28 protein-coding genes and 2 pseudogenes are annotated in these 24,787 nt (G+C 29.0%); 28 read left to right on the top strand and 2 right to left on the bottom strand.

The genetic code is table 11. The features are described 5' to 3' along the window. The 9 genes and pseudogenes from BM384_RS05070 to BM384_RS05115 form a co-directional block, all read left to right on the top strand. Positions 1-189, top strand: a 189-nt coding sequence (locus tag BM384_RS05070) for a transposase (protein ID WP_175537288.1), incomplete at its 5' end; no start/stop codon positions are given. A gap of 155 nt (positions 190-344) precedes the next feature. After that, positions 345-1,469, top strand: a pseudogene (locus BM384_RS05075) (FAD-binding protein); the annotation flags it as partial. A gap of 112 nt (positions 1,470-1,581) precedes the next feature. Next, positions 1,582-1,776, top strand: coding sequence for a hypothetical protein (locus tag BM384_RS05085; RefSeq protein ID WP_090011722.1), 195 nt, complete (start codon positions 1,582-1,584; stop codon positions 1,774-1,776). 14 nt (positions 1,777-1,790) lie between these two features. Beyond that, positions 1,791-2,210 carry a 2Fe-2S iron-sulfur cluster-binding protein gene (locus BM384_RS05090; RefSeq protein WP_090011724.1) on the top strand — a complete coding sequence of 140 codons (420 nt, stop codon included), beginning with the start codon at positions 1,791-1,793 and terminating at the stop codon, positions 2,208-2,210. A gap of 164 nt (positions 2,211-2,374) precedes the next feature. Then, the gene (locus BM384_RS05095) at positions 2,375-3,244 is read left to right on the top strand and encodes an SDR family oxidoreductase (RefSeq protein WP_090011726.1); all 870 of its coding nucleotides are present in this window, start codon (positions 2,375-2,377) and stop codon (positions 3,242-3,244) included. A gap of 108 nt (positions 3,245-3,352) precedes the next feature. Then, positions 3,353-3,790, top strand: coding sequence for a hypothetical protein (locus BM384_RS05100; RefSeq protein WP_090011728.1), 438 nt, complete (start codon positions 3,353-3,355; stop codon positions 3,788-3,790). 123 nt (positions 3,791-3,913) lie between these two features. Then, entirely contained in the window at positions 3,914-5,077 is a 1,164-nt protein-coding gene (locus BM384_RS05105) for an AI-2E family transporter (protein WP_090011730.1), read from the top strand. 199 nt (positions 5,078-5,276) lie between these two features. Beyond that, the gene (pepT, locus tag BM384_RS05110; protein WP_090011732.1) at positions 5,277-6,494 is read left to right on the top strand and encodes a peptidase T; all 1,218 of its coding nucleotides are present in this window, start codon (positions 5,277-5,279) and stop codon (positions 6,492-6,494) included. Between the two features lie 287 nt (positions 6,495-6,781). Next, positions 6,782-7,246 carry a hypothetical protein gene (locus BM384_RS05115; protein WP_139232047.1) on the top strand — a complete coding sequence of 155 codons (465 nt, stop codon included), beginning with the start codon at positions 6,782-6,784 and terminating at the stop codon, positions 7,244-7,246. 105 nt (positions 7,247-7,351) lie between these two features. Here BM384_RS05115 and BM384_RS05120 read toward each other — a convergent pair whose 3' ends face one another. Continuing rightward, complete coding sequence (locus BM384_RS05120; RefSeq protein ID WP_090011736.1) at positions 7,352-8,146, bottom strand: HAD family hydrolase; 795 nt, start codon at positions 8,144-8,146, stop codon at positions 7,352-7,354. A gap of 129 nt (positions 8,147-8,275) precedes the next feature. Here BM384_RS05120 and BM384_RS05125 point away from each other — a divergent pair, with 129 nt between their 5' ends. The 17 genes and pseudogenes from BM384_RS05125 to BM384_RS05205 all read left to right on the top strand — a co-directional run bounded on the left by BM384_RS05125 (position 8,276) and on the right by BM384_RS05205 (position 23,215). Continuing rightward, on the top strand, positions 8,276-8,584 hold the full coding sequence (locus BM384_RS05125; RefSeq protein WP_090011738.1) for a hypothetical protein: 309 nt from the start codon (positions 8,276-8,278) through the stop codon (positions 8,582-8,584). Positions 8,585-8,672: 88 nt separating this feature from the next. Then, positions 8,673-9,620, top strand: coding sequence for a hypothetical protein (locus BM384_RS05130; RefSeq protein ID WP_090011740.1), 948 nt, complete (start codon positions 8,673-8,675; stop codon positions 9,618-9,620). Continuing rightward, positions 9,617-10,529: pseudogene (locus BM384_RS05135) on the top strand (ribonuclease Z). Before BM384_RS05130 ends, BM384_RS05135 begins: the two are co-directional and overlap by 4 nt. A 13-nt stretch (positions 10,530-10,542) precedes the next feature. Then, positions 10,543-10,872: a hypothetical protein gene (locus BM384_RS05140; protein WP_090011742.1), complete on the top strand. Its 330-nt coding sequence runs from the start codon at positions 10,543-10,545 to the stop codon at positions 10,870-10,872. Then, entirely contained in the window at positions 10,865-12,049 is a 1,185-nt protein-coding gene (gene cbiD / locus BM384_RS05145) for a cobalt-precorrin-5B (C(1))-methyltransferase CbiD (RefSeq protein ID WP_242945957.1), read from the top strand. Before BM384_RS05140 ends, cbiD begins: the two co-directional genes overlap by 8 nt. A gap of 5 nt (positions 12,050-12,054) precedes the next feature. Next, complete coding sequence (gene cobI, locus BM384_RS05150) at positions 12,055-12,735, top strand: precorrin-2 C(20)-methyltransferase (protein ID WP_090011744.1); 681 nt, start codon at positions 12,055-12,057, stop codon at positions 12,733-12,735. A 4-nt stretch (positions 12,736-12,739) separates the two neighbouring features. Next, positions 12,740-13,492, top strand: coding sequence for a precorrin-4 C(11)-methyltransferase (cobM, locus tag BM384_RS05155; protein ID WP_090011746.1), 753 nt, complete (start codon positions 12,740-12,742; stop codon positions 13,490-13,492). A 6-nt stretch (positions 13,493-13,498) separates the two neighbouring features. Then, the gene (locus tag BM384_RS05160; protein WP_090011748.1) at positions 13,499-14,533 is read left to right on the top strand and encodes a cobalt-precorrin 5A hydrolase; all 1,035 of its coding nucleotides are present in this window, start codon (positions 13,499-13,501) and stop codon (positions 14,531-14,533) included. Next, on the top strand, positions 14,526-15,257 hold the full coding sequence (gene cobJ, locus BM384_RS05165; RefSeq protein ID WP_090011750.1) for a precorrin-3B C(17)-methyltransferase: 732 nt from the start codon (positions 14,526-14,528) through the stop codon (positions 15,255-15,257). Before BM384_RS05160 ends, cobJ begins: the two co-directional genes overlap by 8 nt. After that, positions 15,250-17,238, top strand: a complete 1,989-nt coding sequence (cobK, locus tag BM384_RS05170) for a precorrin-6A reductase (RefSeq protein WP_090011752.1) — start codon at positions 15,250-15,252, stop codon at positions 17,236-17,238. The genes cobJ and cobK overlap by 8 nt, the downstream gene beginning before the upstream one ends. Next, on the top strand, positions 17,231-18,592 hold the full coding sequence (locus BM384_RS05175) for a cobyrinic acid a,c-diamide synthase CobB (RefSeq protein ID WP_090011754.1): 1,362 nt from the start codon (positions 17,231-17,233) through the stop codon (positions 18,590-18,592). Before cobK ends, BM384_RS05175 begins: the two co-directional genes overlap by 8 nt. Before the next feature lie 2 nt (positions 18,593-18,594). Then, positions 18,595-19,677, top strand: a complete 1,083-nt coding sequence (cobT, locus tag BM384_RS05180) for a nicotinate-nucleotide--dimethylbenzimidazole phosphoribosyltransferase (protein WP_090011756.1) — start codon at positions 18,595-18,597, stop codon at positions 19,675-19,677. Positions 19,678-19,686: 9 nt separating this feature from the next. Continuing rightward, complete coding sequence (locus tag BM384_RS05185; RefSeq protein WP_090011758.1) at positions 19,687-20,217, top strand: bifunctional adenosylcobinamide kinase/adenosylcobinamide-phosphate guanylyltransferase; 531 nt, start codon at positions 19,687-19,689, stop codon at positions 20,215-20,217. Then, positions 20,210-20,968 (top strand): adenosylcobinamide-GDP ribazoletransferase, encoded by a 759-nt coding sequence (cobS, locus tag BM384_RS05190; RefSeq protein ID WP_090011760.1) that lies wholly within the window; start codon positions 20,210-20,212, stop codon positions 20,966-20,968. Before BM384_RS05185 ends, cobS begins: the two co-directional genes overlap by 8 nt. Positions 20,969-20,979: 11 nt before the next feature. Then, positions 20,980-21,363 (top strand): bifunctional adenosylcobinamide kinase/adenosylcobinamide-phosphate guanylyltransferase, encoded by a 384-nt coding sequence (locus BM384_RS05195; protein WP_090011763.1) that lies wholly within the window; start codon positions 20,980-20,982, stop codon positions 21,361-21,363. A 5-nt stretch (positions 21,364-21,368) separates the two neighbouring features. Continuing rightward, positions 21,369-21,947, top strand: a complete 579-nt coding sequence (locus BM384_RS05200) for a histidine phosphatase family protein (RefSeq protein WP_090011765.1) — start codon at positions 21,369-21,371, stop codon at positions 21,945-21,947. A gap of 92 nt (positions 21,948-22,039) precedes the next feature. Then, positions 22,040-23,215 carry a dicarboxylate/amino acid:cation symporter gene (locus BM384_RS05205; RefSeq protein WP_090011773.1) on the top strand — a complete coding sequence of 392 codons (1,176 nt, stop codon included), beginning with the start codon at positions 22,040-22,042 and terminating at the stop codon, positions 23,213-23,215. A 40-nt stretch (positions 23,216-23,255) separates the two neighbouring features. On the opposite strand, the gene BM384_RS05210 is transcribed toward BM384_RS05205, so the two are convergent. Then, on the bottom strand, positions 23,256-23,594 hold the full coding sequence (locus BM384_RS05210; RefSeq protein WP_090011767.1) for a hypothetical protein: 339 nt from the start codon (positions 23,592-23,594) through the stop codon (positions 23,256-23,258). A gap of 195 nt (positions 23,595-23,789) precedes the next feature. Between BM384_RS05210 and BM384_RS05215 the strand changes: the two genes are divergently transcribed. Further along, positions 23,790-24,266, top strand: coding sequence for a phosphoribosyltransferase (locus tag BM384_RS05215; RefSeq protein ID WP_090011769.1), 477 nt, complete (start codon positions 23,790-23,792; stop codon positions 24,264-24,266). Between the two features lie 288 nt (positions 24,267-24,554). Further along, positions 24,555-24,787: transposase-like zinc-binding domain-containing protein (locus BM384_RS18615; protein WP_175537290.1), on the top strand; the 233-nt coding region annotated here is incomplete at its 3' end.

The raw sequence follows: 24,787 nt of genomic DNA on the forward strand, positions 1-24,787 counted from the left end.
TTTCAGAAAACTGAATATTTTAAAGAAAAATCAAAGGAACGTTATAAAATAGAAGCAAAAAATAGTGAATTAAAGCATAGACATGGATATGATATAGCATCATCTTCAGGTCTAATTGCCATGAAAATGCAAGGTGCGTTAGCAATATTTACGGTAAATGTTAAAAGAATATTGAAGTTATTAGGATAGAACTCCTAATAAAGCACAAAAAACTAAACAAAAAGGGAGTTAATGTAACTAAAATTTATTAGTTTAATTAACTCCTTTTTGATTTTGGAATAGCGCACTAGAAAAACTTAAAGTTTTTCAGTGCCCTCGCTTATGCTGGTTCTCTTACAGGTAAGCAGATAGTAACAGCTTTAAATACCTTGTGTAGAAAATATGAAGCAAATGGCAAAATTAAGAGAGTTATAGGTTGCTCATTAGTTCATTTTGTTATAAATAAAAACAAAGAGTGTGTAGGAGCATTATTTGTAAATGATAGTGGAGAGTTTGTTCCAATTAAGGCTGATGCTGTAGTAATTGCATCAGGGGGGCCAAATAAGCTTTTTGGTAAGACTATAGGTTCAGTTTTAAATGATGGAAGCTGTGAAGGAATTGCATTAAGTCAGGGAGTGGAACTTGGAAATCTTGAAATGATTCAATATCATCCAACTACCATTAAAACTAAAGTTAAGAATATGCTTATTACTGAAGCCTGTAGAGGAGAAGGTGGAAAACTTTACACTTTAAGAGAAGGTAAGAAGTGGTGCTTTATGGATGAATGGTATCCTAAAATTGGAGAACTTATGCCAAGAGATATAGTTTCGCGAAGTATATATAAAGTTTGTAATGAAATGAAGCTAGGTATTAATGGGGAAAATAAAGTTTATCTTGATATATCTATGCTTCCATCAGAAGTGATAGATAAAAAACTCCATGAAACCTGTGAAATCTGTGAAAAATACTTGTGTTTAGATGTACATAGATATCCAATTCCAGTTTATCCAGGAGTTAATTATTTTATGGGGGGAATAAAAACTGATGAGACTCATAGGACAAATATAAAAAGACTTTTTGCTTCAGGAGAGTGTTCATGTCAATATCATGGAGCAAATAGAGTTGGTGGAAATTCTCTTTTAGGTGTTGTTTTTAGAGGCATTATGTCTGCTAAATATATAAAAAATATTCATAAGGCCTCTGAAAAGGAAAAAGAAGATGAAATGAACAAGGTTCTTAATGAAGAAAAACTTTGTAGAAAGCAGTGGAAAATGAAAAGATATAAAAACTCCATTGATATATGGAAGGTTGAAGATATGCTTTCTTATATTATGAATAAGTCTATGGGTATTATAAGAGATGAGAAGGAACTTATAAATTCATATAATGGACTTGAAAATTTAGAAAGCTTCTGTCATAAGATAAAAGGAAGTTATATGGAATATAAAAGCTTGCTTATGAAAGAAAAGAGACAAGAGGTGCTCATGTAAGATCTGATTATCCTAAAACATCTAAAAGGTATGAAAAATGTACATCTGTATTATTTGAGGATAATAAGTTTAAAATAGAGTTTAAAGAACCTTGAAATAGGAGGAAAAGTTAGTGGTTAGGTTTAAAGTTTCGAGAAAGAAAGATAAAGGATCTGCGTCATTTTTCCAATTTTTTAATTATGATGGTGATTTAAATATACCTGTTACAATGCTTATTGAGAATATAAATAAACAGTCTGTTATAAAAGATATATATGGAAAAGTATGTTCACCTATAAGTTGGCATTATAGCTGTGAACAGGGATAGGTGGTGCTTGTGCCATGGTTATTAATAATGTTCCAAGGCTTGCTTGTAAAACCTTTTGTAATGAACTTTTAGAAACTAGTAGTGAAATCAAAATAGAACCTTTAAGTAAATTTCCATGTATTCAAGATTTAAAGGTAGATAGGACAAGCCTTTTTAAAGCTATGGAAGATATGCATTTGTGGCTTGATGAAAATGCTAAACTTAATTACAAAAAAGTGCCAATGCAGTATACAGTTTCTGAATGTTTAATGTGTGGCTGCTGCCTTGAGGCATGTGCAAATTATAAATCTAATGATATTTTTAAGGGAGCAGTGGCTGCTGTTAATGCACTAAAGATTTTAGAGCAGCTACAGAATAAAGATCATAAAAACCAGATAAAAAAAGATTATAAGGAGAAAGTATTTAATGAATGTTCTAATTCATTAGCATGTTAAAAAGTATGTCCTATGAATATTCCTATAAATCATGTTATGTCTAAAATGAATAGATATTCAGTGTGGAGAGTATGGCAGCTTATCTCAGGCAGATAAGCTGCTTATATTTTTTTGTTAATTGAAAATAATAAATTAGAGATTATTATTTTACAGGAGATGAAGTTATGACTGAAAAAAGTTTTCCTAAGGTTTTTAATACAAAACCTCAAAATATTCAGCCAGGAATAGAAAAAGATATGAACCCTAAGCCTGTTTTTATGAGTGAAGAGTATGATAATGACGGAAAGAGATTAAATGGAAAAATAGCATTAATAACAGGAGGTGATAGCGGTATAGGAAAGGCTACGGCTATTGCATATGCTAAAGAAGGAGCAAAGGTTATTATTGTTTATTTAAATGAAGATAAGGATACAGAAGATACAAAATCTATTATTGAAGAAAATAATGGTGAATGCACTTTAATTAAAGGAGATATAGGTGATGAAAGTTTTTGCAAAGAAGCAGTAAATAAATTGGCATCAAAATATAATAAAATAGATATTCTTATTTGCAATGCAGCAGAACAGCATTACTCTCAAAACTTTGAAGATATTACAGCTTCTCAGCTTGAAAAAACTTTTAGAACTAATGTATATGGAACTTTCTTTATTATAAAAGAGGCCCTAAATTATATGGGGGAATTTACTTCTATAATAATTACTACATCTGTTACTGCTTATCAAGGAAATGAAAGTTTAATTGATTATTCTTGTACTAAAGGAGCCTTATCTGCTCTTACAAGATCTTTAGCCTTAAGTCTTTCTAAGAGAAATATAAGGGTTAATGCAGTAGCACCAGGACCAGTATGGACACCATTAATTCCTTCATCTATGCCTTCTTCTGCCATACTCAATTTTGGCTCTAAAACTCTACTTAAAAGAGCAGGTCAGCCAGTTGAATTAGCAGAAGCATATGTATTTTTAGCTTCTAAGGGGGCATCCTTTGTAACTGGTGAAACTATTCATGTTAATGGTGGAGAATTTTTGTGCAATTAAGAACTATATTATAAATATCCTTTTCAGTAATAAAATTAAATATGGAATGCATAGTTATGTTATTATATGGTAAAATAATTATATAATAGAGGGGTTGGAGGGATATATATGATAGATAACTTAAAACTTGCTATAAGTGAAAATGATATGATTAAAGCACGTAAAATTTTAAAAGATGAGCTACTTGAAAAAAATTATCCTCATGAAATTTTTAAAGATTCGCTAGAGCTTGCAGTTGATTATAATGTTTTTCAGGAGCATGATAAAGAGATTTTAAGTGAAAATCCAGAAGAATGGACTGAGGAATATTTATCAAAATTAAAAGATGGGCTTGATGAAAATTTTTCCAAGGAGAGATTTGTAAAAGCTTATTATATATCAAAAAAATTAGATAGTGACGTTAATGAAAACAACTCTAATTCTTTAAGTAATTTAAAAGGAAAGGGAAAAAACTTTCTGCACTTAGCTGAAGGTTTAGCAGCAGCTGTGGGTGTTGGTACTATGGTTTATGGAGCTCTTTTATTAAACAAGAAGATTAAAAAGTAATAAAAAATACGGACTGGCTAAAAAAGTTAAAGCCAGTCTGTTTTTATTAACAAAGAATTTGTTGACAATAATTGATATAATTAAGATAATGAAATTAAGGTTATTTTATTTAAAGGAGGAGCTATGAAAATTGATTGGAATACTAAATATACTACAATAGCAGTATATACTTTCCTAGTAATCTGCTCAGTTATCCTATTTTATCTTGGAGTATCTCAAATGGGTAATGTCTTTGGAAAATTAGGATATATTGTAGGGGTTATGCAACCTATTATTATGGGATTTGTATTAGCTTATTTATTTAATTTCATTCTTAGGTTTTATGAAAATAGAATTTTAAAGGATAAGTATTTAAGGAAAGTTAAGATAAAGTCAAAGAGAGGTTTGGGAATTTTACTTACATATTTAACTGTGTTTTTAATTATTCTTTTATTTATGGAATTTGTTTTTCCACAGTTAGTTGAAAGTATAGTTGGGCTTGTAAATGATATACCTGGATATATAGATAATCTTGGTACATTAATTAATGAGGTTATGGAAGAAATTAATTTAAGTGATAATATTCAAAATACATTAAATGAAAATTGGAATGATTTTGTTAATTATATTATTAAGTTTGTAACTAATCTTATACCTGTACTTGGAAGCATGCTAGCAGGATTTGCCTCAAGTATATGGAATATAGTTTTAGGTCTTATAGTTTCTATTTATCTTTTAATAGATAAAGAAAAATTTATAGGATTATTTAGAAAGGTTATTTATGCTGTATTTCCTTTAGAGCATGCAAAGAATATATTAAAACTTGGTCAGAGAAGTAATGAAACCTTTGGTAAATTTTTAAGTGGTAAGATATTAGATTCTTTTATAATAGGCGTAATTACATTTATTGTTTTGGCTATATTTAATATGCCTTATAGCCTTCTTGTATCTATAATCGTTGGAATTACAAATATTATTCCTTTCTTTGGACCATTTATAGGTGCAGTACCTTCTGTAATTTTGATTCTTTTTGTATCTCCTATAAAAGCTGCATGGTTTATTTTAATAATTATTATAATTCAACAGGTAGATGGAAATTTAATAGGACCAAAGATTTTAGGAAATTCAATTGGAATATCAGCCTTTTGGATATTATTCTCTATTCTTGTTTTTGCTAAACTTTTGGGAATTGTGGGAATGATTATAGGTGTTCCTTTATTTGCTATAGTTTATGCACTTCTTAAGGAATTAGTTGAAAATAAACTTAGAAAAAAAGGATTAAAAACAGAAACTAAAGATTATGAGTAATATATAAACACTTATAGGTATTTATAAAGTATCTTTAAGTGTTTTTTACATGGGGAGATTTGTTAAAGCAATTACCAAAAAATAAATTTTTCTATGAAAATATTATTAATAAATCAAAAGTAAATGTAGCATATGTCAATTATTGCGATTTAATGTTAAAATATAAATGTATGAATAATAGTTTAAAGGAGATATTAATATGAAAGCATATGAAAGATTATTAAAGTATGTAAAGATACATACAACATCAGACGAATCTTCTAAGTCAAATCCAACAACTATGAGACAATTTGATTTAGCTAACATTCTTGTAGAAGAAATGAAGAATTTAGGATTAAAGGATGTAAGAGTTGATGATAAGTGCTATGTATATGGATATATAGAAGCAACTGAAGGATATGAAGATAAACCAAAGATAGGGTTTATTTCACATATGGATACAGCACCAAGTGCAAGTGGAGAAAATGTTAAACCACAAATCATTGAAAACTACAATGGTGAAGATGTTGTATTAAAAGGAAATAATACAGTATTATCAGTTGAAACTTTCCCACATTTAAAAGAATTGAAGGGAAGAACTTTAATTACAACTGATGGAACTACACTTTTAGGTGCAGATGATAAGGCTGGTATTGCTGAAATATTAACTGCCTGTGAAGAAATAATAAAATCAGATATTCCTCATGGAAAGATATGTGTAGCTTTTACTCCAGATGAAGAAGTTGGACTTGGAGCACATTCTTTTGATGTAAAAGGTTTTGGAGCAGATTTTGCTTACACAGTTGATGGTGGAGTAGAAGGTGAATTATCTTATGAAAACTTCAATGCAGCAGCTGCTAAAGTTAATATAAAGGGAATTCTTGTTCATCCAGGTTCTGCAAAGAATACAATGATAAATGCTTTAAATGTAGCTTGTGAAATTAACAACATGCTTCCAGAAGCAGAAAGACCAGAATACACTGAAAATTATGAAGGTTTCTTCTATTTAGAAAGTTTAAGTGGTGATACTGCTGAAGCTAAAATGAATTATATTATAAGAGATCATGACAGTGCTAAGTTTGAAGAAAAGAAATATACTTTAAAGAGAATTGAAAAGTTCATAAATGAAAAGTATGGTGAAGGTACAGTAACTATAGAAATACATGATCAATATAAAAATATGTTGGAACATATAAAACCAGCATTCCACTTAATAGAAAATGCAAAAGAAGCTATGAAGGAATTAGATGTTCAGCCAGTTATTGAACCAATTAGAGGTGGAACTGATGGAGCAACATTAAGCTATATGGGTCTTCCATGTCCTAATTTAGGAACAGGTGGATTTGCATTCCATGGTTCTTCTGAACATATAACTGTAGAAGGTATGGAAATATCAAAGAATATAATTATTGAAATAATAAAGAAATACGCTAAATAGTATAAATAATATAAAGCTACCATAAGATTTTTGTTGAAGCATAAAATCTTATGGTAGCTTTTTGTTTGCAATTTAACAATTGTAAAAAAAATCAAAAATAATCTATACTCTTTGTCAAAATAATGATTTTTCTCGTATGATAACAGCGTTTTTTATATAATATATGTTTTTGAATTAATAATTTTACAAAAATAGCACAGAAATTCGATATAATTTGACTTTGAATAATTGACCGTGTAAAATGGTTTATGAATATTATTTAATGTTTTGGGAAAAAGTAGGGAATTATGATGGTTAAAAAAGAGGAAAGAATTGATATCAAAATTGGTATGGTAAATGATTTGATTTGTGATATATTCAACAAATCATATTGCAACTCTAAATCAGGATACCTAGAAGTTAAAAGCTATGACAAGTTTGAAAAGGATATTTTTTATTTAGACTGTGCACGCTTTGAATTGGAAATGATTTTAATAAAGTGTGGTGTTTCAGTAGACAAATATTATGATTTTAAATATGAACAAACAAACCCAAATGATGATGAATACAGATGCTTTTCTTATTCCTTCGGAGCTCTTATTACTATATGGAAAAACTTTAGTCAAAAAGTAAGTATGTTTGAAAATGCATATGTTGACTTTTTCGAAGAGACTTTTGAGATTTTTCTTAATAGATTGGAAAATGTTAAGAAGATTTTAAGTAATAATGGCAAAAAGGTTTATTTTACAGCAAACACTGCTATTGCATTATAGAATTAGTTTGATAAATGGTTAAATAAAAATTTGTTATAAAAAATATAAATTTTCACAGTTAAAGAAACAATGGACAAGCTCACTTAAAGGCTTGTCCATTTCTTTTTAAATTATATTATAATGTTTTAAGGCATATTCTATTCCGTCTTCGTTAATATCTTTAGTTACAAAAGATACTTTATCAAATAAATCCTTGTTTCCACTTCCCATGGCAACACTATTTGCAGCGTATTCAAGCATAGATAAGTCATTTGAACTGTCTCCAAAGGCATAAGTATTTTCATGAGGTATTTTTAATGTATCTTCTAAAAATTTAATTCCAGAGGCTTTTGAGAAGGCATGGGGAACTAATTCATAGAAATATTCACCTCTATATATAAATTCAAAAACATCTTCAAAATCTTTTTTTAAGTCATCAAAGTTACTGTTTTCATCTCCAAATATAGTTAGTTTATCAAATTGAATATCTTCTTCGTCAAAGGTTTTTCCTTTATAAAGATTTGTTTCAATATGACGTTTTTTAATAGATTTTACATAGTCAGAGTTTATGTTTTCATCAGTATCATAATAAAGTTCTGTATGACCTTCTAAAATGCCATCTATATTATATTCTCTAAGTTTCTTAACTAGTTTTTTACATTCTTTTGTATCTAACTTGTTATATAGAAGAACTTTATCTTTATACATTACAAAAGTTCCACATCCACATATGTATCCATCAAAGTTAAGATCTTTTATAAATTTATCTACACTTACAAAAGGTCTTCCTGTGTTTATGAAAGTAATATGTCCATTTCTTTGAGCTTCTTTTAAAGCTCTCTTTGTACTTTCAGGAATTATTAAAGTATCTTCAGTTAATAAAGTACCATCAATATCAAAAAAAAGTAATTTTGGCTTCATAGTGACCCTCCTTTTATATTTTTAGATATGATTATTATACATTTTTGAATTAAATTCATCAAACTTGGTATAAGATTGCAAAAACAGGTAAGAATATTTAATATAAATTTTGAGAGGAATACTTTAAAAATGAAGCTATTTTTAGTAGAAGGTAATTATAAAAATCCAATTCCCCTAGGAGGACTTAAATTAGATAACTTAATGAAAAAGTATTTAGATATAATAAGAGAAGAAACTAAAGATGAAAGAATCTTATTTTTTGGAATGAAAAAAGATTTAACAGGAACACTCTTAATTATGAAAGGAAAGGACATAGAAGAAATTGAAAAAGTTACAAAATCAGACTTGTTATATAAAAAACATATATTAGTTTACAATATTAAGGAATTTATCTGTAAGGAGTATAACGAAAAATTTAACGACTGGTTTAGTATTTGAAGAAATTATGTCTTTTCTAAAGTTGATGTGAAGAAATTTATGATATAAAATAATATGGAAAGCATTTTTGACAAGGAAGTAATATCATATGAAATTATTTAAGAAAATCACAAGAAAAAAGGAAAGAAAAAGATATGCTAGAGTAGATAAACTTGTGGATGAAATCTTTGAACTTTCCAAAGAATTTTCAAATGAAAATGGAGAATATCCAAGATCTTTCAATGAATTAAATGATGATGTTTTTTATCTTGATTCTTCAAGATATGAAATTGAGATTACCTTAAATAGACTTAAACTTAATAAAAATCATTTCTATTATAAATATAAACCTATAGGTGAGGAGTCTGAAGATGAAAAATGCTTTGCTAATTCTTTAGGAGCATTTGTTGAGATTTTTGAAAATTTCAAGAAATTATACGATACTCCATCTAAATATGATTATGGGTTTTTAAATAAAGTTTGTAATAAATGTTTTGAAAACCTTACACATGTAATTGAAATTTTAAGAAATCAAGATAAGATTATAGAATTTTTAAATTACATGTATGCAACTGAAGATAAGAAAAAAAGAGAGTATAAACAATGTTTAGATTATATAAATAAGGAAAAAATAATAAAGGATATGATTAAGATAGTAGACTTAATAGAAATGTCTTCGATAGTTCTTCCTGAGCATATTGATAGTTTGAATTTTGATTATGCCAGAATGACTACAAATTATATTGAAGAGGAATGTACTAATTTATTAAGTAAGCTTGAAAAATTTCAATCTTATAATTATGAAGTAAAAGATGAAAAACAATTTATTCATTATGTTGTTCAAGAAATAGATAAAATACGTATTTTAAAAAAACCAATAGATGTAGATATAAGTATAATTAAACTAAATTGTAAGTGTGGACAACCCGTAGATAGAGAAGACTTTGATAAAAATGTAGTGCAAATGAAAAAAGAAGTTAAGAGAATAAAGAAAACTATGGATGTTTTATTAGAGGAATATAAGGAAATAAATAAAATTGAGGTGGTTAATGGATGATTGATTTAACGCTTTTAGGCTGTGGTGGAAGCATGCCTACGCCAAATAGATTTTTATCTTCCTTATTAATAGGATATATGGGGAGAAAAATATTAATAGACTGTGGAGAAGGAACTCAAGTATCTATGAAGATAGCTAAGTCTGGATTTAAAACCATTGATATTATATGTATTACTCATACTCATGGAGATCATATAATAGGTCTTCCTGGCCTTTTAGAAACTATGGGGAACAGCGGAAGGACAGAGCCTGTTACTATAATTGGACCTGAAGGCATAACAGAAGCTGTAAATGGGCTTATGACTGTAGCAAAATATCTTCCTTATGAAGTTATAGTTCATGAAATTACTAATAAGGAAATAGATATCATGGAAGGTTTGGTTAAGATTGGAATATTAGAGGCGGATCATTCTTCTCCATGTAATTCTTATAGTTTTTATTTTAAAAGAAGTCCAAGATTTTCAGTAGATAAGGCTACTAAGAATAATGTACCTAAAGTGTTATGGAATAAGCTTCAAAAGACTATGGATAAAATAGAATATGAAGGTAAAATTTATACTAAAGATATGGTTTTAGGTGAAGAAAGAGAAAGGTAAAAAGGTTTCTTTTGTAACGGATACAAGACCAAATAAAGCTTTAGAAGATTTTTCACTAAATAGCCATATTCTTTATTGTGAGGGAACTTATGGAGACGACATAGATATAGATAAGGCGGTTAAAAATAAGCATATGACCTTTAGAGAAGCAGCTAATTTTGCTTTGAATGGAAGAGTAAAAAAACTTGTTTTAACTCATTTAGGTACTGCTCTTATAAATCCTGATGAATATCTTCATAATGCTACAGAAGTTTTCCAAAATACTGTTATAGGTGAGGATAGATTATATATTAATTTAAATTTTAGTGATTAAAGGTGATATTTAAATGTTAAAGGCAGTAGACTTAGCAAAGGAACTAAATTTATATGTTAAGCTTGTAACATCAAGTGGTAATTTTGAAAATTATAATAGTTTCTTTAATGTTTATAGTGAATTAGAGGAATATGTAAGGAGGGTTGTTGTTATTACTCCTTATAAAGACTTAGAAGAAGTAGTTGAAGAAGATTCTTCTAAGGCCATTAATACTGAAAAACTTATTGATGGTAACCTTTGGATTAAGGAATATTCACTCCTTACAGTTCCATCAACAATAGATATAAACTCTATTTGTGTTACAGAAAAACAGGCGGAAATTTTAAGGAAAGAATATGCGTAAAGAGATGGAAACAAAAGAAAAAAGCAATAGATTTGAAGATAATAGATACGTTTTTGTAGATAATAAAAAAAGTAAAAGAGGATATACTACAGGTTCATGTGCAGCAGCGGCAGCTAAGGCGGCTGCTACAATGCTTTTTAAAAGAGAAAAAGTAGATAAAATTGAGCTTATGACACCCAAAGGTCTTCTTCTTAATTTAGATGTATTGGAAATAGATTTAAAGGATAATTATGTGAGCTGTGCCATAAGAAAAGATGGTGGAGATGACCCTGATGCAACTCATGGAATACTTATTTTTGCCAAGGTGTCTTTAACTGATGAAAAGGGAATAGAAGTTACTGGAGGAGAAGGCGTTGGAACAGTAACAAAGCCAGGACTTCAGTGTGATATTGGTATGTCTGCCATTAATAATACTCCTATGAGAATGATAAAAGAAGCGGTAACTAAAGTCTCAGAAGATAATAATTATGAAGGTGGCATTAAGGTTGTTATATCAGTGCCAGAAGGAGAAGAAATAGCAAAAAGAACCTTTAATCCAAGATTAGGGATTATAGGTGGTATTTCTATTCTTGGTACTTCAGGAATAGTTGAGCCTATGAGTGAAAAAGCTCTTATTGATACTACTAGAGTTGAGATGGGACAATATTTAGCTGATGGTCATGATTATATGTTGATAACTCCAGGTAATTATGGTCAAACATTCTCTGAAGAACAGTTAAATCTTGATGTAAGTAAAAGTGTTAAGTGCAGTAACTTTGTTGGAGAAACTGTTGATATGGCTGTTCAGCTTGGAGTAAAAGGAATACTTTTCATTTCTCATATAGGAAAGTTTGTAAAGGTTGCAGGAGGTATAATGAATACCCACTCTAAAAATTCAGATTCAAGAATGGAGATCCTTACAGCAAATGCACTTTTAGCTGGAGCAGATACTAGGGTTTTAAAGGAAGTTATGAATTCAGTTACTACAGATGATGCCCTTAAGATATTAAATGAAAATAATCTTATGGAAGCAACAATGAAAAATGTAACAGATAAAATAGAGTTTTATTTAAATAATAGAGCTAAGGGTAGTAACCTTGAAATAGCAGTTATTGTTTTCTCTAATGTTTTTGGCGTTCTTGGAGAAACTGATAATGCTAAACAAATGATAAAGAAGATAAATAAGAAAGGAAATTAATTGAAATGGGAAAACTTTATGGAGTAGGTGTGGGTCCTGGAGATCCAGAAAATTTAACGTTAAAGGCAGTAAGAATTATTAATGAAAGCGATATTATAGCTGTTCCGAATACTTCAAAGGATAAATGTATAGCGTATAAGATAGTAAAGCAGGCTATACCTGATATAGATAATAAGGAATTTTTATTTATTCATATGCCAATGACTAAGGATGAAGAAAAATTAAAGAAGGCTCATAATGAAGGAAGAGATATTATAATAAGTCATTTAAAAGAAGGTAAAAATATTGCTTTCTTAACTTTAGGTGATCCTTGTGTATACTCAACTTATATTTATATACATAAGCTTATAAAGTCTGCTGGATATGAAACTGAAATTGTAAGTGGAGTTCCATCTTTCTGTGCAGCAGCTGCAAGAATAAATGAAGGATTAGTGGAAAAATCAGAAGAACTTCATATTATACCAGCATCTTATCAAATAGAAGAATCTTTAGATTTCTCAGGTACAAAAGTTCTTATGAAAAGTGGAAAGAAAATTTCTTCTGTAAAAGAAAAGATAAAAGAAAAGAATTTAAATGCTGTAATGGTTGAAAATTGTGGTATGGAAAATGAAAAAGTATATATGGATATTGATAGTATAAATGAAGATGCAAGCTATTATTCACTTATAATTGTAAAGGAGAAATAGATAAATGGTTAATTTTGTTGGAGCTGGTTCAGGAGCTGAAGATTTAATTACTGTAAGAGGTCAAAAACTTCTTATGGAAGCAGATGTTATTATATATGCTGGGTCATTAGTTAATCCAGAACTATTAAAGGTAAAAAAAGAATCTTGTGAAGTTTATAATAGTGCAAAGATGACTTTAGAAGAAGTTATGGAGGTTATGCTTAAGGCAGAAGAAGAAGGTAAGATGACTGTAAGACTTCACACTGGAGACCCATGTCTTTATGGAGCTATAAAAGAACAGATGGATATATTAGATAAACATAATATTAAGTATGAATACTGTCCTGGGGTAAGTTCCTTCTGTGGTGCAGCAGCAGCTTTAAAAACAGAATACACCCTTCCAAATGTATCTCAATCAGTAGTTATTACAAGAATGGCTGGAAGAACTCCTGTACCAGAGAAAGAAAGCATAGAAAATTTTGCAAGAACTAATGCTACAATGGTAATATTTTTAAGTACAGGACTTTTAAAAGAGCTTCAGGAAAGACTTATATCTGGTGGTTTTACACCTGATACTTCAGCAGCTATAGTTTATAAGGCTACTTGGGAAGATGAAAAGGTAGTAAGATGTACAGTTTCTACTCTTTATGAAAGTGCAGCTATGAATAATATTAAGAAAACAGCTTTAATAGTTGTAGGTAATGTACTTGACTCTGATTATGACAGATCTGAGTTATATAATCCATATTTTACAACTGAGTTTAGAGAAGGAAAGTAGGTACTTATGAAAATAGCAGTACTTAGTTTTACTTCAAAGGGATGTAATCTTAATAAAAAAATATTAGAATTTTTAAGAAAAGAAGATATTAAAGCTACAGGGTTTACATTAAGTAAGTTTGCAGAAAATAATAATTTAAATTCCCTTGAGCCTTCTTTAAGGGAATGGACTTTAGAGAATTTTAATAAATATGATGCTTTATGTTTTATAGGTGCTTTAGGCATTGCAGTAAGAACTATTGCACCCTTTATTAAGTCTAAAGATATAGATCCTGCAGTTTTAGTTATTGATGAAAAAGGAGAGTTTATAATTCCTTTATTAAGTGGGCATATTGGAGGAGCTAATAAACTTTCTATTAAAATAGCAGAGTATTTAAAGGGAAAGGCAGTTATTACAACAGCTACAGATATTAATAATGAATTTGCAGTAGATAATTTTGCTGTTTCTAACAATCTTATTATAGATAATATTAAAGATATTAAGGTTATTTCAGGAAGAATTTTAGAAGGAAAGAATGTAGGGCTTTATAGTGACTTAAAGCTTTTAGGTGAATTACCAAGAAAAATAGTTTTAGATGAAGAAGATTTTGGAATTTGCATCTCTTATAAAGATATAAAGCCTTTTAAATTTACTATGAATCTTATTCCAAAAAACTTGAGTTTAGGAATAGGATGCAGAAAGAATAAACCTTTAGAGGATATTGAAAGTCTTGTTTTTTCAGTTCTTAAGGAAAACAATATAAGTATTAAAGCTATAAAGGGGATATATAGTATTGACTTAAAGAAAAACGAACAGGGAATACTAGACTTTAGTAAAAAATATAACATACCTTTTAAAGTTTTTACAGCTGAAGAGCTTAAAAAAGCTAAAGGTGACTTTTCAAAATCAGCTTTTGTAAGTAGTGTAACTGGAGTTGATAACGTGTGTGAAAGAGCTGCTATTTCTGGAAGCTTAGGCGGAGAAATTTATATAAAGAAGACTAGTAATAATGGGGTTACAGCCTCAATAGCAAAAGAAGAATGGAGTGTTAAGTTTGAATAAAGTATATTGTGTAGGTATAGGACCAGGAGATTATGAATCAATGACATTAAAAGCTATAAAGGCTTTAGAAAATAGTGATGTTATTGTAGGTTATACAGTTTATGTTGATCTTGTAGAAGATCATTTTAAGGGAAAAAAATTTTTGACAACACCTATGAAAAAAGAAGTAGATAGATGTATTCTTGCTTTTGAAGAAGCTAAAAAGGGGAATAATGTTTCTTTAATATGTAGTGGAGATGCAGGTATTTATGGTCTTGCAGAAATTATGATAGAAGTATCAAAAAATTATGAAGGTATAGAAGTTGAAGTGATTCCAGGAATAACAGCAGCTAATAGTGGAGCAGCAGTTCTTGGAGCACCTTTAATTCATGATTTTGCTGTAATAAGTTTAAGTGACCTTTTAACTCCTTTAGAAAAGATTGAAAAGAGAATTGAATGTGCAGCAGCTTCAGACTTTGTAATAGTTCTTTACAATCCTTCAAGTAAGAAGAGACATGATTACCTTCAAAAGGCATGTGATATAGTACTAAAATATGCAGAAAAGGACAGACCTTGCGGCTTAGTTAAAAATATTGGAAGAGAGGGAGAAGAAAGCCGTGTATTAACTCTAGAAGAACTTAGAGATACTAAGGTTGATATGTTTACAACTGTATTTATAGGAAATTCTATGAGTAAAATAGAAGGAGATAGGCTTGTAACTCCTAGAGGATATAAGAATGTTTAAGGTTTTATTATTTGCAGGTACAACAGAAGGAAGATTAATTGCTGAACATTTAAAAAATAAAAAGGCTCAGGTAATTGTTTCAGTTGCTACAGACTATGGAAAAACTTTAATTGAGGAAACTCCAAATATAAGAATTTCCTCAAGTAGACTTAATAAAGAGGAAATTAAGGTATTTTTAGAAGAGGAAAAGGTTGATTTTGTAATAGATGCAACTCATCCTTATGCTGTAGAAGTAAGCAAAAATATAAAAAATGCTTGCTTAGAGTTAGATAAAGAGTGTTTAAGAGTTATTAGAAAGGAAGAGGAAATTTCTTCTTCAGATTTAGAAAATGTGATTTTTGTAGATAGTATAGAAGAGGCTTGTGAGTATTTAAATACTACTAAAGGAAATGTACTAGTTACAACTGGTAGTAAGGAAGTTGAAAAGTACACTGCTATTAATAATTATGAAGAAAGAATTTTTGCAAGGGTATTATCTACAGATGAAGTAGTTAATAAGTGCAATAGTTTAGGTTTTAAAGGAAGAAATCTAATTGCAATGCAAGGACCCTTTACTAATGAATTTAATAAGGCACTATTAAAGCAAATTAATGCTAAATTTTTGGTTACTAAGTCTTCAGGAAAAGAAGGAGGCTTTCATGAAAAGATTCAGTCAGCTTTAGAAACAGGAGTTAAAGCAATTGTTATTGGAAGACCTTTAAAGGAAGAGGGATTAACTTTAAATGAGGTTTTAAGTCTTTTAGATGATAGATTAAATATTAAGAGAACTAGAACAGTTAATCTTGTATCTATAGGCCTTGGAAATATGAATACTATGACTTTAGAGGCTAAGGAAGTCTTTGAAAACTGTGATGTTTTAATTGGAGCAGATAGAATGTTAAAATCTCTTGAAGTTTTTGACAAACCTAGCTTTAAGTCATATAAATATGCAGAAATTTTAGATTTTATAAAGGAGCATGATGAATATAAAAATGTAGCTATTGCTTATTCAGGAGATGCAGGCTTTTACAGTGGTGCAAAGAAGATGATAGAAAGAATTGAAGGATATAATGTTAATGTTATTCCTGGTATTTCTTCAGTTGTTTATTTTGCTTCTAAACTTAAAATATCTTGGGAAGACATAAAGCTTGTAAGTATGCATGGAAGAGATGTTAATATAGTCCATGAAGTATTAAATAATAAAACTGTATTTACCCTTTTAGGTGGAGATAAAAGTGATGTTAAAAGTGTAATGAGAAAGCTTTATGATTTTGGCTTAGGTGATTTAAAAGTAGCTATTGGAAGTAATCTTTCTTATGAAGATGAGTTGATAAAAGAAGGTTATGTGAGTAACTTTATTGACTCTGATATTACTGGATTATGTGTAGCTATTTTCTTTAATGAAACTTATGATAGCAGTATTTATAGAAATATTAAGGATGATGAATTTATAAGGGATAAGGTTCCTATGACTAAGGAAGATATAAGAAGTCTTTCAATTATAAAACTTGGACTTTTGGAGGATTCTATTCTTTATGATATAGGTGCAGGAACAGGCTCTATTGGAATTGAAGCTGCTTTAAATCTTTCTAAGGGGAAAGTATATGCTATTGAAAAGAAAGAAGAAGCCACTCTGCTTATAAGTAGAAATAAGGAGAAGTTTAAGGCTGATAATCTAATTATAGTTAAAGGTTCAGCACCACACGCTCTTATGAATTTAGATATTCCAACTCATGCCTTTATAGGAGGAAGTTCAGGTAATTTAAGAGAAATAGTGGAGTTGCTTCTTTATAAAAATCCTGAAATAAAGATTGTTATTAATTCTATTACTTTAGAAACCTTAGTAGAAGCTATGGAAATAGCTAAGGAGTTTTCTTTTGTAGATGTGGATATTACTCAGATTACAGCTGCAAAGAGCAGAAAGATAGCAGGATATAATATGATGACAGGTCAAAATCCTATTTATATAATTACCTTAAAGGGAGGGGAAAAGCTTGACTAAATCTAGAGTTATGATAGCAGCAGCTTCAAGTGGCAGTGGTAAAACCACAATAACTTGTGGTATACTTCAATGCCTTATTAATAGAAAAATGAAGGTTTCTTCCTTTAAGTGTGGCCCTGATTATATTGATCCTATGTTTCATAGTAAAATAATTGGGGCTGATTCTAAAAATCTTGATAGTTTCTTTAATGATGAGAACACTATGAAGTATTTAATGAAGGAATCTATGAAAAATAGTGATATTTCTGTTATAGAAGGAGTTATGGGCTATTATGATGGTATTTCTTTAAAGGGTACTAAGGCAAGTTCTTATGAGGTAGCAAGCCTTACTGATACACAAACTATTTTAGTTGTAAACTGCAAAGGAATGAGTCTTTCTATTCTTCCTATGATTAAGGGATTTCTTGAGTTTAAGAAGGACTCTAAAATAAAGGGAGTAATTCTTAATAATATGTCCAAAATGATTTATAAGGATGTTAAGGAGTTAATTGAAGAAGAACTTAAGATAAAGGTTTTTGGTTATCTTCCAAAGCTTAAGGAAGGAACTATAGAAAGTAGACATTTAGGTCTTGTTACTCCTTCTGAAATTGAGGATTTAAAAGATAAGCTTAATATTTTAGCAGAGACTATGGAAGAAACTATTGATATAGATGGCATAATTTCTTTAGCTAATGAAGCTTCAGAAATTTCCTGTGAAGAAGTAAAGGTTCCAAAGGTAGATAGTAAGGTGAAAGTAGCTGTTGCCTTAGATAAAGCCTTTTGCTTCTATTATGCTGATAATTTAAAGCTACTAGAGAGAATGAATGCTGAGGTTGTTTATTTTAGTCCTTTAGAGGATAAAAAACTTCCAAAAGATGTTCAAGGGGTAATCCTTGGAGGAGGTTATCCCGAGCTTTATGCTGAAAAACTTAGTTTAAATAAATCTATGCTTAAGTCTATTAAAGAAGCAGTAAATAATAATATGCCTGTTTTAGCTGAGTGTGGAGGATTTATGTATCTTCATGATAGACTTAAGGCACAGGATGAAAAGTATTATGATATGGCAGGTATTATAAGTGGAGAATGTTATAATACTCATAAACTTTCTAGATTTGGTTATATTGAAATATGTCCTTTGAAGAATAATTATTTAATTAAAGAAGGAGAAAGCATATTAGGTCATGAATTTCATTACTATGATAGTACAAATTGTGGTGAAAGTTTTATGGCTAGAAAAACTACTAGAAAGAGAGAATGGAAGTGTATACATGTAATTAATAATTTAATTGCTGGTTATCCACATATGAATTATTATTCAAATATAAATATACCATATAGATTTTTAAAGAAATGTGAAGAATATAAGGGGCAATAAAAATGAATTTAGAAGAAGCAGTTAAAAGTATAACTAAAGCAGATGAAAAGATTCTTCATCTGTCTAGAAGGAAGTGGGATAGCATAGCTAAGCCTTTAAGAAGTCTTGGACTTTTAGAGGAAAACATAATTAAAATTGCAGGGGCTTTAAATAATGTGGATGTAAATATTGAAAAGAAGGCCTTAATTACTATGTGTGCAGATAATGGCATAGTAGAAGAAAATGTAACTCAAACAGGTCAAGAAATCACAGCTTTAGTTACTGAAAATTTTACAAAGGAAAAGGCAACGGTTAGCATAATGTGTAAAATGGCTCATGTTGACTTATTTCCTATAGATATTGGGGTATATAGAGATATGGATGATTACTTAGATGAAAGTAGTGGCCTTAAACCCTTTAAAGTTATTAATAGAAAAATAGCTTATGGAACAAAGAATTTTGCACACGGACAAGCTATGAGTGAAGAAGAAACAATAAGGGCTATAGAAACTGGAATTGAGCTTGTTAAGGACTTAAAGGATATGGGGTACACCCTTATTGCAACTGGGGAAATGGGTATAGGAAACACTTCTACTAGCAGTGCTTTAGCTTCTGTGCTTTTAGATCTTCCAGTTGAAGAGGTAACAGGTAAAGGTGCTGGATTAAGTGATGAAGGACTTATTCATAAAATAGATGTTATAAAAAAAGGAATAGAAGTTAATAATCCTAATAAGGATGAGATGATTGATGTTTTAAGCACTGTTGGAGGCCTTGATATTGCTGGACTTACAGGGATTTTTATAGGAGGAGCTGTGTATAATATTCCTGTTATGATTGATGGATTTATTTCAGCAGTTGCTGCTTTACTAGCAGTACGAATGAATGAAAATATTAAGGATTATATTATTCCTTCTCATGTTTCAAAGGAACCTGCAGGAAGAATCCTTCTTGATGCTTTAGGCTTAAAGCCCTTATTAACTTGTGAAATGTGTTTAGGAGAGGGAAGCGGAGCTGTAAGTGCTATTCCACTTTTAGATATGGCATCTAAGGTTTATAAAGATATGAGTACTTTTGGTGAATTTGGTTTTGAGTATAAACCTTTATAGGAGTTTAATATGTTAAGTATAGTTACAGGTGGAAGTGGCAGTGGTAAATCTGAATTTGCAGAAAATAAAGCTGTTAGTTTAAATAATAATGAGCTTATTTATATTGCTACCATGTATCCTTATGATGAGGAATGCAAAAAGAAAATAAATAGACATTTAATTTTAAGAAAAGATAAGAATTTTAAGACTTATGAATGTTATACAGATTTAAAATCTTTAAAAATACCTAAAAGATCTACAGTTTTACTTGACTGTATTTCTAATGTTATTGCTAATGAAATGTTTAATGAAGAGGGAGCTAAGGAAAAAACAGTTCCTGAAATTTTAAAGGGAATAGATAATATATATAACCAGTGTGAAAATTTAGTTATAGTAACTAATGAAATTTATAGTGATGGTATTAAGTATGATGATGAAACTGAAAGGTATATAAAATATTCATCAGAAATTATAAGTGAAATCTCTAAAAAGGCAGATGAATTAATAGAAGTTGTATATGGAATTCCAATTAGTTTAAAGGGAGGAAATAAAAATGCTTGAACCAGTTAAAATAGCTTTCTCTATGTACTCAAAAATTCCTATGCCTGAGGCAAAGTGGGATGAGAAGAATATGAGATATGCTTTATGTTTCTTTCCTTTTGTGGGAATAGTAATAGGTGCTTTATTTTATTTGTGGTTTATAATTTCAAATAGCTTAGGGCTAAATAATATTTTAAGAAGTGCAGTTTTTACTGTTATTCCTATACTTATAACAGGAGGTATTCATGTTGATGGTTTTGTTGATACAATGGATGCTGTAAATTCTTATCAAAGTAAAGAAAGAAAACTTGAAATATTAAAGGATTCTCATATAGGAGCCTTTGCGCTTATTACATGTATTGTGTATTTTATTTTGAATTTTGGAATAGTAAGCGAAATTAGAAATTTTGATTCTGTATTTATCATTGCTTGGGGTTTTGTATTATCAAGAAGCTTAAGTGCAATGTCTATAGTTAAATTTCAAAGTGCAAAAAATAGTGGTCTTGCAAGAACCTTTAAGGATGGAGCAGAGAAGAATACTGTTAAAAATGTTATGATATTTTATATAATTTTAATAGCTATTTTAATGATTTATATTAATGCAATATTAGGGCTTGGAGCTTTTTTATCTGCTTTAAGTTCCTTTGTATATTATAAATCTATGAGCTATAAAAACTTTGGAGGTATTACTGGAGATCTTGCTGGGTTTTTCCTTCAAATTTGCGAACTTATGATTATGATTGTAGTAGTATTTCTTAATATTTTATTTTAGAGGTTTTTAATATGATATTTGTAATAGGTGGAAAATATAATAATAAGCTTAACTTTGTTTTAGAAGAGTATAATTTAAAACAGGATGAAGTTTATTTTGGAGAAAATGAAGAAGAATATAAAGGTGAAAGAGTAATTTATAACTTTCATGAATTTAATAGAAAGCTTTTAAAAGAAGGAAAAACTATAGAGCAGATTATAGCTTTTCTTGAAGAAATTTTAAAAAAAGAAGATTTAATAATTATTTCTGATGAGGTAGGCTATGGAATTGTGCCTATAGAAAAGGATGATAGAATTTTTCGTGAAGCTCATGGAAGAATTAGCTGTTTTGTAGCGCTTAAAGCAAAAGAGGTTTATAGAGTTATGTATGGAACAGCTTTAAAGATTAAGGGGTGAAAATTTTGATAAAGGTTTATTTTATAAGACATTCTAAAACGAATGGAAACCTTATGCATAGATACATTGGTATAACTAATGAACATTTAGCTAAGGAAGGAATAGAACTCTTAAAATCAAAGTCTTATCCAAAGGTAGATGTTGTTTACTGCAGTCCCATGCTTAGGTGCATTGAGACTGCAGTAATTTTATATAGTAAATTAGAATCTGTGATAATAAATGATTTAAGAGAATGTGATTTTGGAGATTTTGAAAATAAAAATTATAAAGAGCTTTCAGGAAATGAAGACTATCAAAAATGGATAGACAGTATGGGGACTATGGATTTTCCAAATGGAGAACCTTTAAGTGACTTTAAAAAAAGATGCATAAAATCCTTTGAGTATATTATAGAAGATTGTGTTAAAAATAAGTATGAATCCATTGCTCTTATAGTTCATGGCGGAACTATTATGTCTATATTAGATAAATACTCTTATCCTCATAAAGATTATTATAATTGGCAGATAAAAAGTGCTGAAATGATAGAAGGTTATATAGATGAAGAGAAATGGATAAAAGGAATAAAAAGGATTTTTTATTAAAAGAATATTTGACAAATTTAAAAAAAACCTTTATAGTGTACACAATAGGAATACAAATGAATTTCATAGAGATACATAAGGAGAGAATTTATATGAAAAGAATGTCATTAATAAGTAGAATCATAGTATGCCTTATATTAGGTATAGGTGTAGGACTTATTTGTTCTAAATTTGAACTTATTTTTCCTATAGAGATCCTTGCAACTTTAGGAACTCTATTTAAGAACTTTTTATCTTTTGTAATACCGTTAATTATACTTGCATTTATAGTACCAGGGATAGCATCCCTTGGAAGTAAGTCTAGTGAAGGACTTTTACTTACAACAGCTATAGCTTATATCTCAACAATCTTAGCTGGATTTTTAGCTTATATTGCAGGTTCAAATATTTTACCTAAACTTATAACAGTAAGCAAATCTTTAGAGGAAAATGTAGGAGCAATAAATCCTATGTTTACTATAGAAATGCCTCCAATTATGGGTGTTATGTCTTCACTTATTCTTGCTTTTATACTTGGAATAGGTTTATCAAGAATTAAAGAAAGCATATTTTTAAAGGTAGCTGAAGAATTTAATGAAATTATATTAATGGTAGTTTCAAAAATTATAATACCACTTGTTCCAATTTATATTGGATGTATATTTGCAGAGCTGAGTTATACTGGTGAAATATTCAATACTCTTAAAACTTTCGGAATTGTTTATATAGTACTTTTAATTTTACAATTTGTTTATTTAATAATTCAGTATTTAATAGCAGGATCTGTTGGGAAAAAGAATCCTTTAACTTTATTAAAAAATGAATTTCCTGCATATATGACAGCTGCGGGAACACAATCATCAGCAGCTACTATTCCAGTTAATTTAGAATGTGTAAAGAAAAATGGTGTTAGTGACGATGTAGCAGAATTTGTTGTTCCATTATGTGCAACTATTCATATAGCTGGAGATACTATAACTTTAGTACTTACTTCAATGGCAGTTATGTGTATGAATGGTCAAAATATTACATTTGGAAAGTTCCTTCCATTTATACTTATGCTTGGTGTTACAATGGTAGCAGCACCTGGAGTACCTGGCGGAGGAGTTATGGCAGCTCTTGGACTTTTACAAGATATGTTTGGCTTTGGACAAATTCAACAATCGTTAATGATTGCTCTTCACTCTGCACAAGATAGTTTTGGAACAGGAACAAATGTTACTGGTGATGGAGCTATAGCGGTTTTAATTGATACTATTTTAAATAAAAAATCAAAGAAGAATAAATAGTTTAATATAAAAAAGTCATGGATGAAAATCTATAACTTTTTTAGCGAAAAGGTATAAATGAGATAAATGTATATATAGCAAATAATAAATAAATTAAAATCATAAATAAACCAGTTCCAGCAATATTTAATAGAATATTTGCACCTTTAAAATTTTGAGCTTTAACATCTTTTAATACATTGTTTGTTATATAAACAGGAATTGATAGTACTACTCCTGAAATAGTTAATAATATTGAAGAAATGACCAGCCTATTAATAGTTATATTGCTAAAATAGATTAATGAAATATTAGAAGCTATTATTAATGCAACTATTACACTTAAAGCTAAAATATATACTGCTCTTATTTTTTGTTTAAATGTTATTGTAGCTTTCATTTTATCACCTCAATAGTTATTCTAGACAAAAATCAGAAGGATATTCATAAAAAATAAAAAGTCAGAAAATTATATAAATTAAAGAAAAACCAATAAATAGAAAAATATAAGGTGGAAAATGATAAATAATTAACTATTTCTGGGCTTTGTTATATTCATAAAAGATTATATTATAAAGGTGGGGGGTGCAGAGTTATGTTAAATAAATCTAATTCGGGTATATATTATTTAAATGAGTCTAATTATAAAAATATTGAGAAAGGTAATTTCACGAAGGATACATTGGGAAGTATATTAGCACTTAGGGATAATAAAGAGGAAGCAGTTGAATATTATAGCAATCTTCTTGAAGAAACTTTAAAGGACTATAATCTTGAAGATTTTGATATCCTAACAACTGTGCCAACAAATGATGGAGATAACATAAGCCAAGGCATGATGAAGCTTTTACAAAAATTAAGTGGAAATCATGAAAATTTAAATTTTAAAAAATGTCTTAATAGAGATGGTGGTACTATTAATATTTGCTGCGATGATTTAAAGGATAAAAATATAATTATCTTTGATTATTTTTTAACTAAAGGCACTTCTTTAAATGCATGTAAGGAAACTTTAAAAAAGGCAGATGCAAATTTAGTAGTATGTATAGCTCTTGAGAAATCATCCAATTAAAATTCACCTAATTAAGAAATAACAGGCGCTTTATTGTGCCTGTTATTTTTTTAAATGCATAGACCAGTTATACAAAAAAATAAAAAATTTCAAAAAATAATTTTAAAAAAAGGGTACACTTAATAAACCATTATTACTTTACGAATAATGGACAAGAGTGTGTTTTAAATTATATGTTATATTACTTCGTGTAAATTACTATTTAAATATAATTTTTTGCTGTATTATGAATAAAAGTGATAAATATAGGCAAGTATCTAAACAAATGATTATAAGGAAGTGATTGATTTGTGTTTAGATAACTATTTTAAAATTTTAGAAAATATAAAGCTTTTAAGTAATGCAGCTAAAAGAAAATTATTAATAGATATCAGCATTTTAATTAATGTTTCAAATAATAAAGAAACAACAGAATTAATTTGCCCTCATTGTAAAAATAAATACATAGTTAAAAATGGTAAGAATAAAGAAACTCAAAGATATTTATGTAAAACTTGCAAAAAATCTTTTGTTAAAAGTAC

The sequence above is a fragment of the Clostridium sp. DSM 8431 genome (assembly GCF_900116755.1).
Taxonomy (GTDB): Bacteria; Bacillota; Clostridia; order Clostridiales; family Clostridiaceae; genus Clostridium.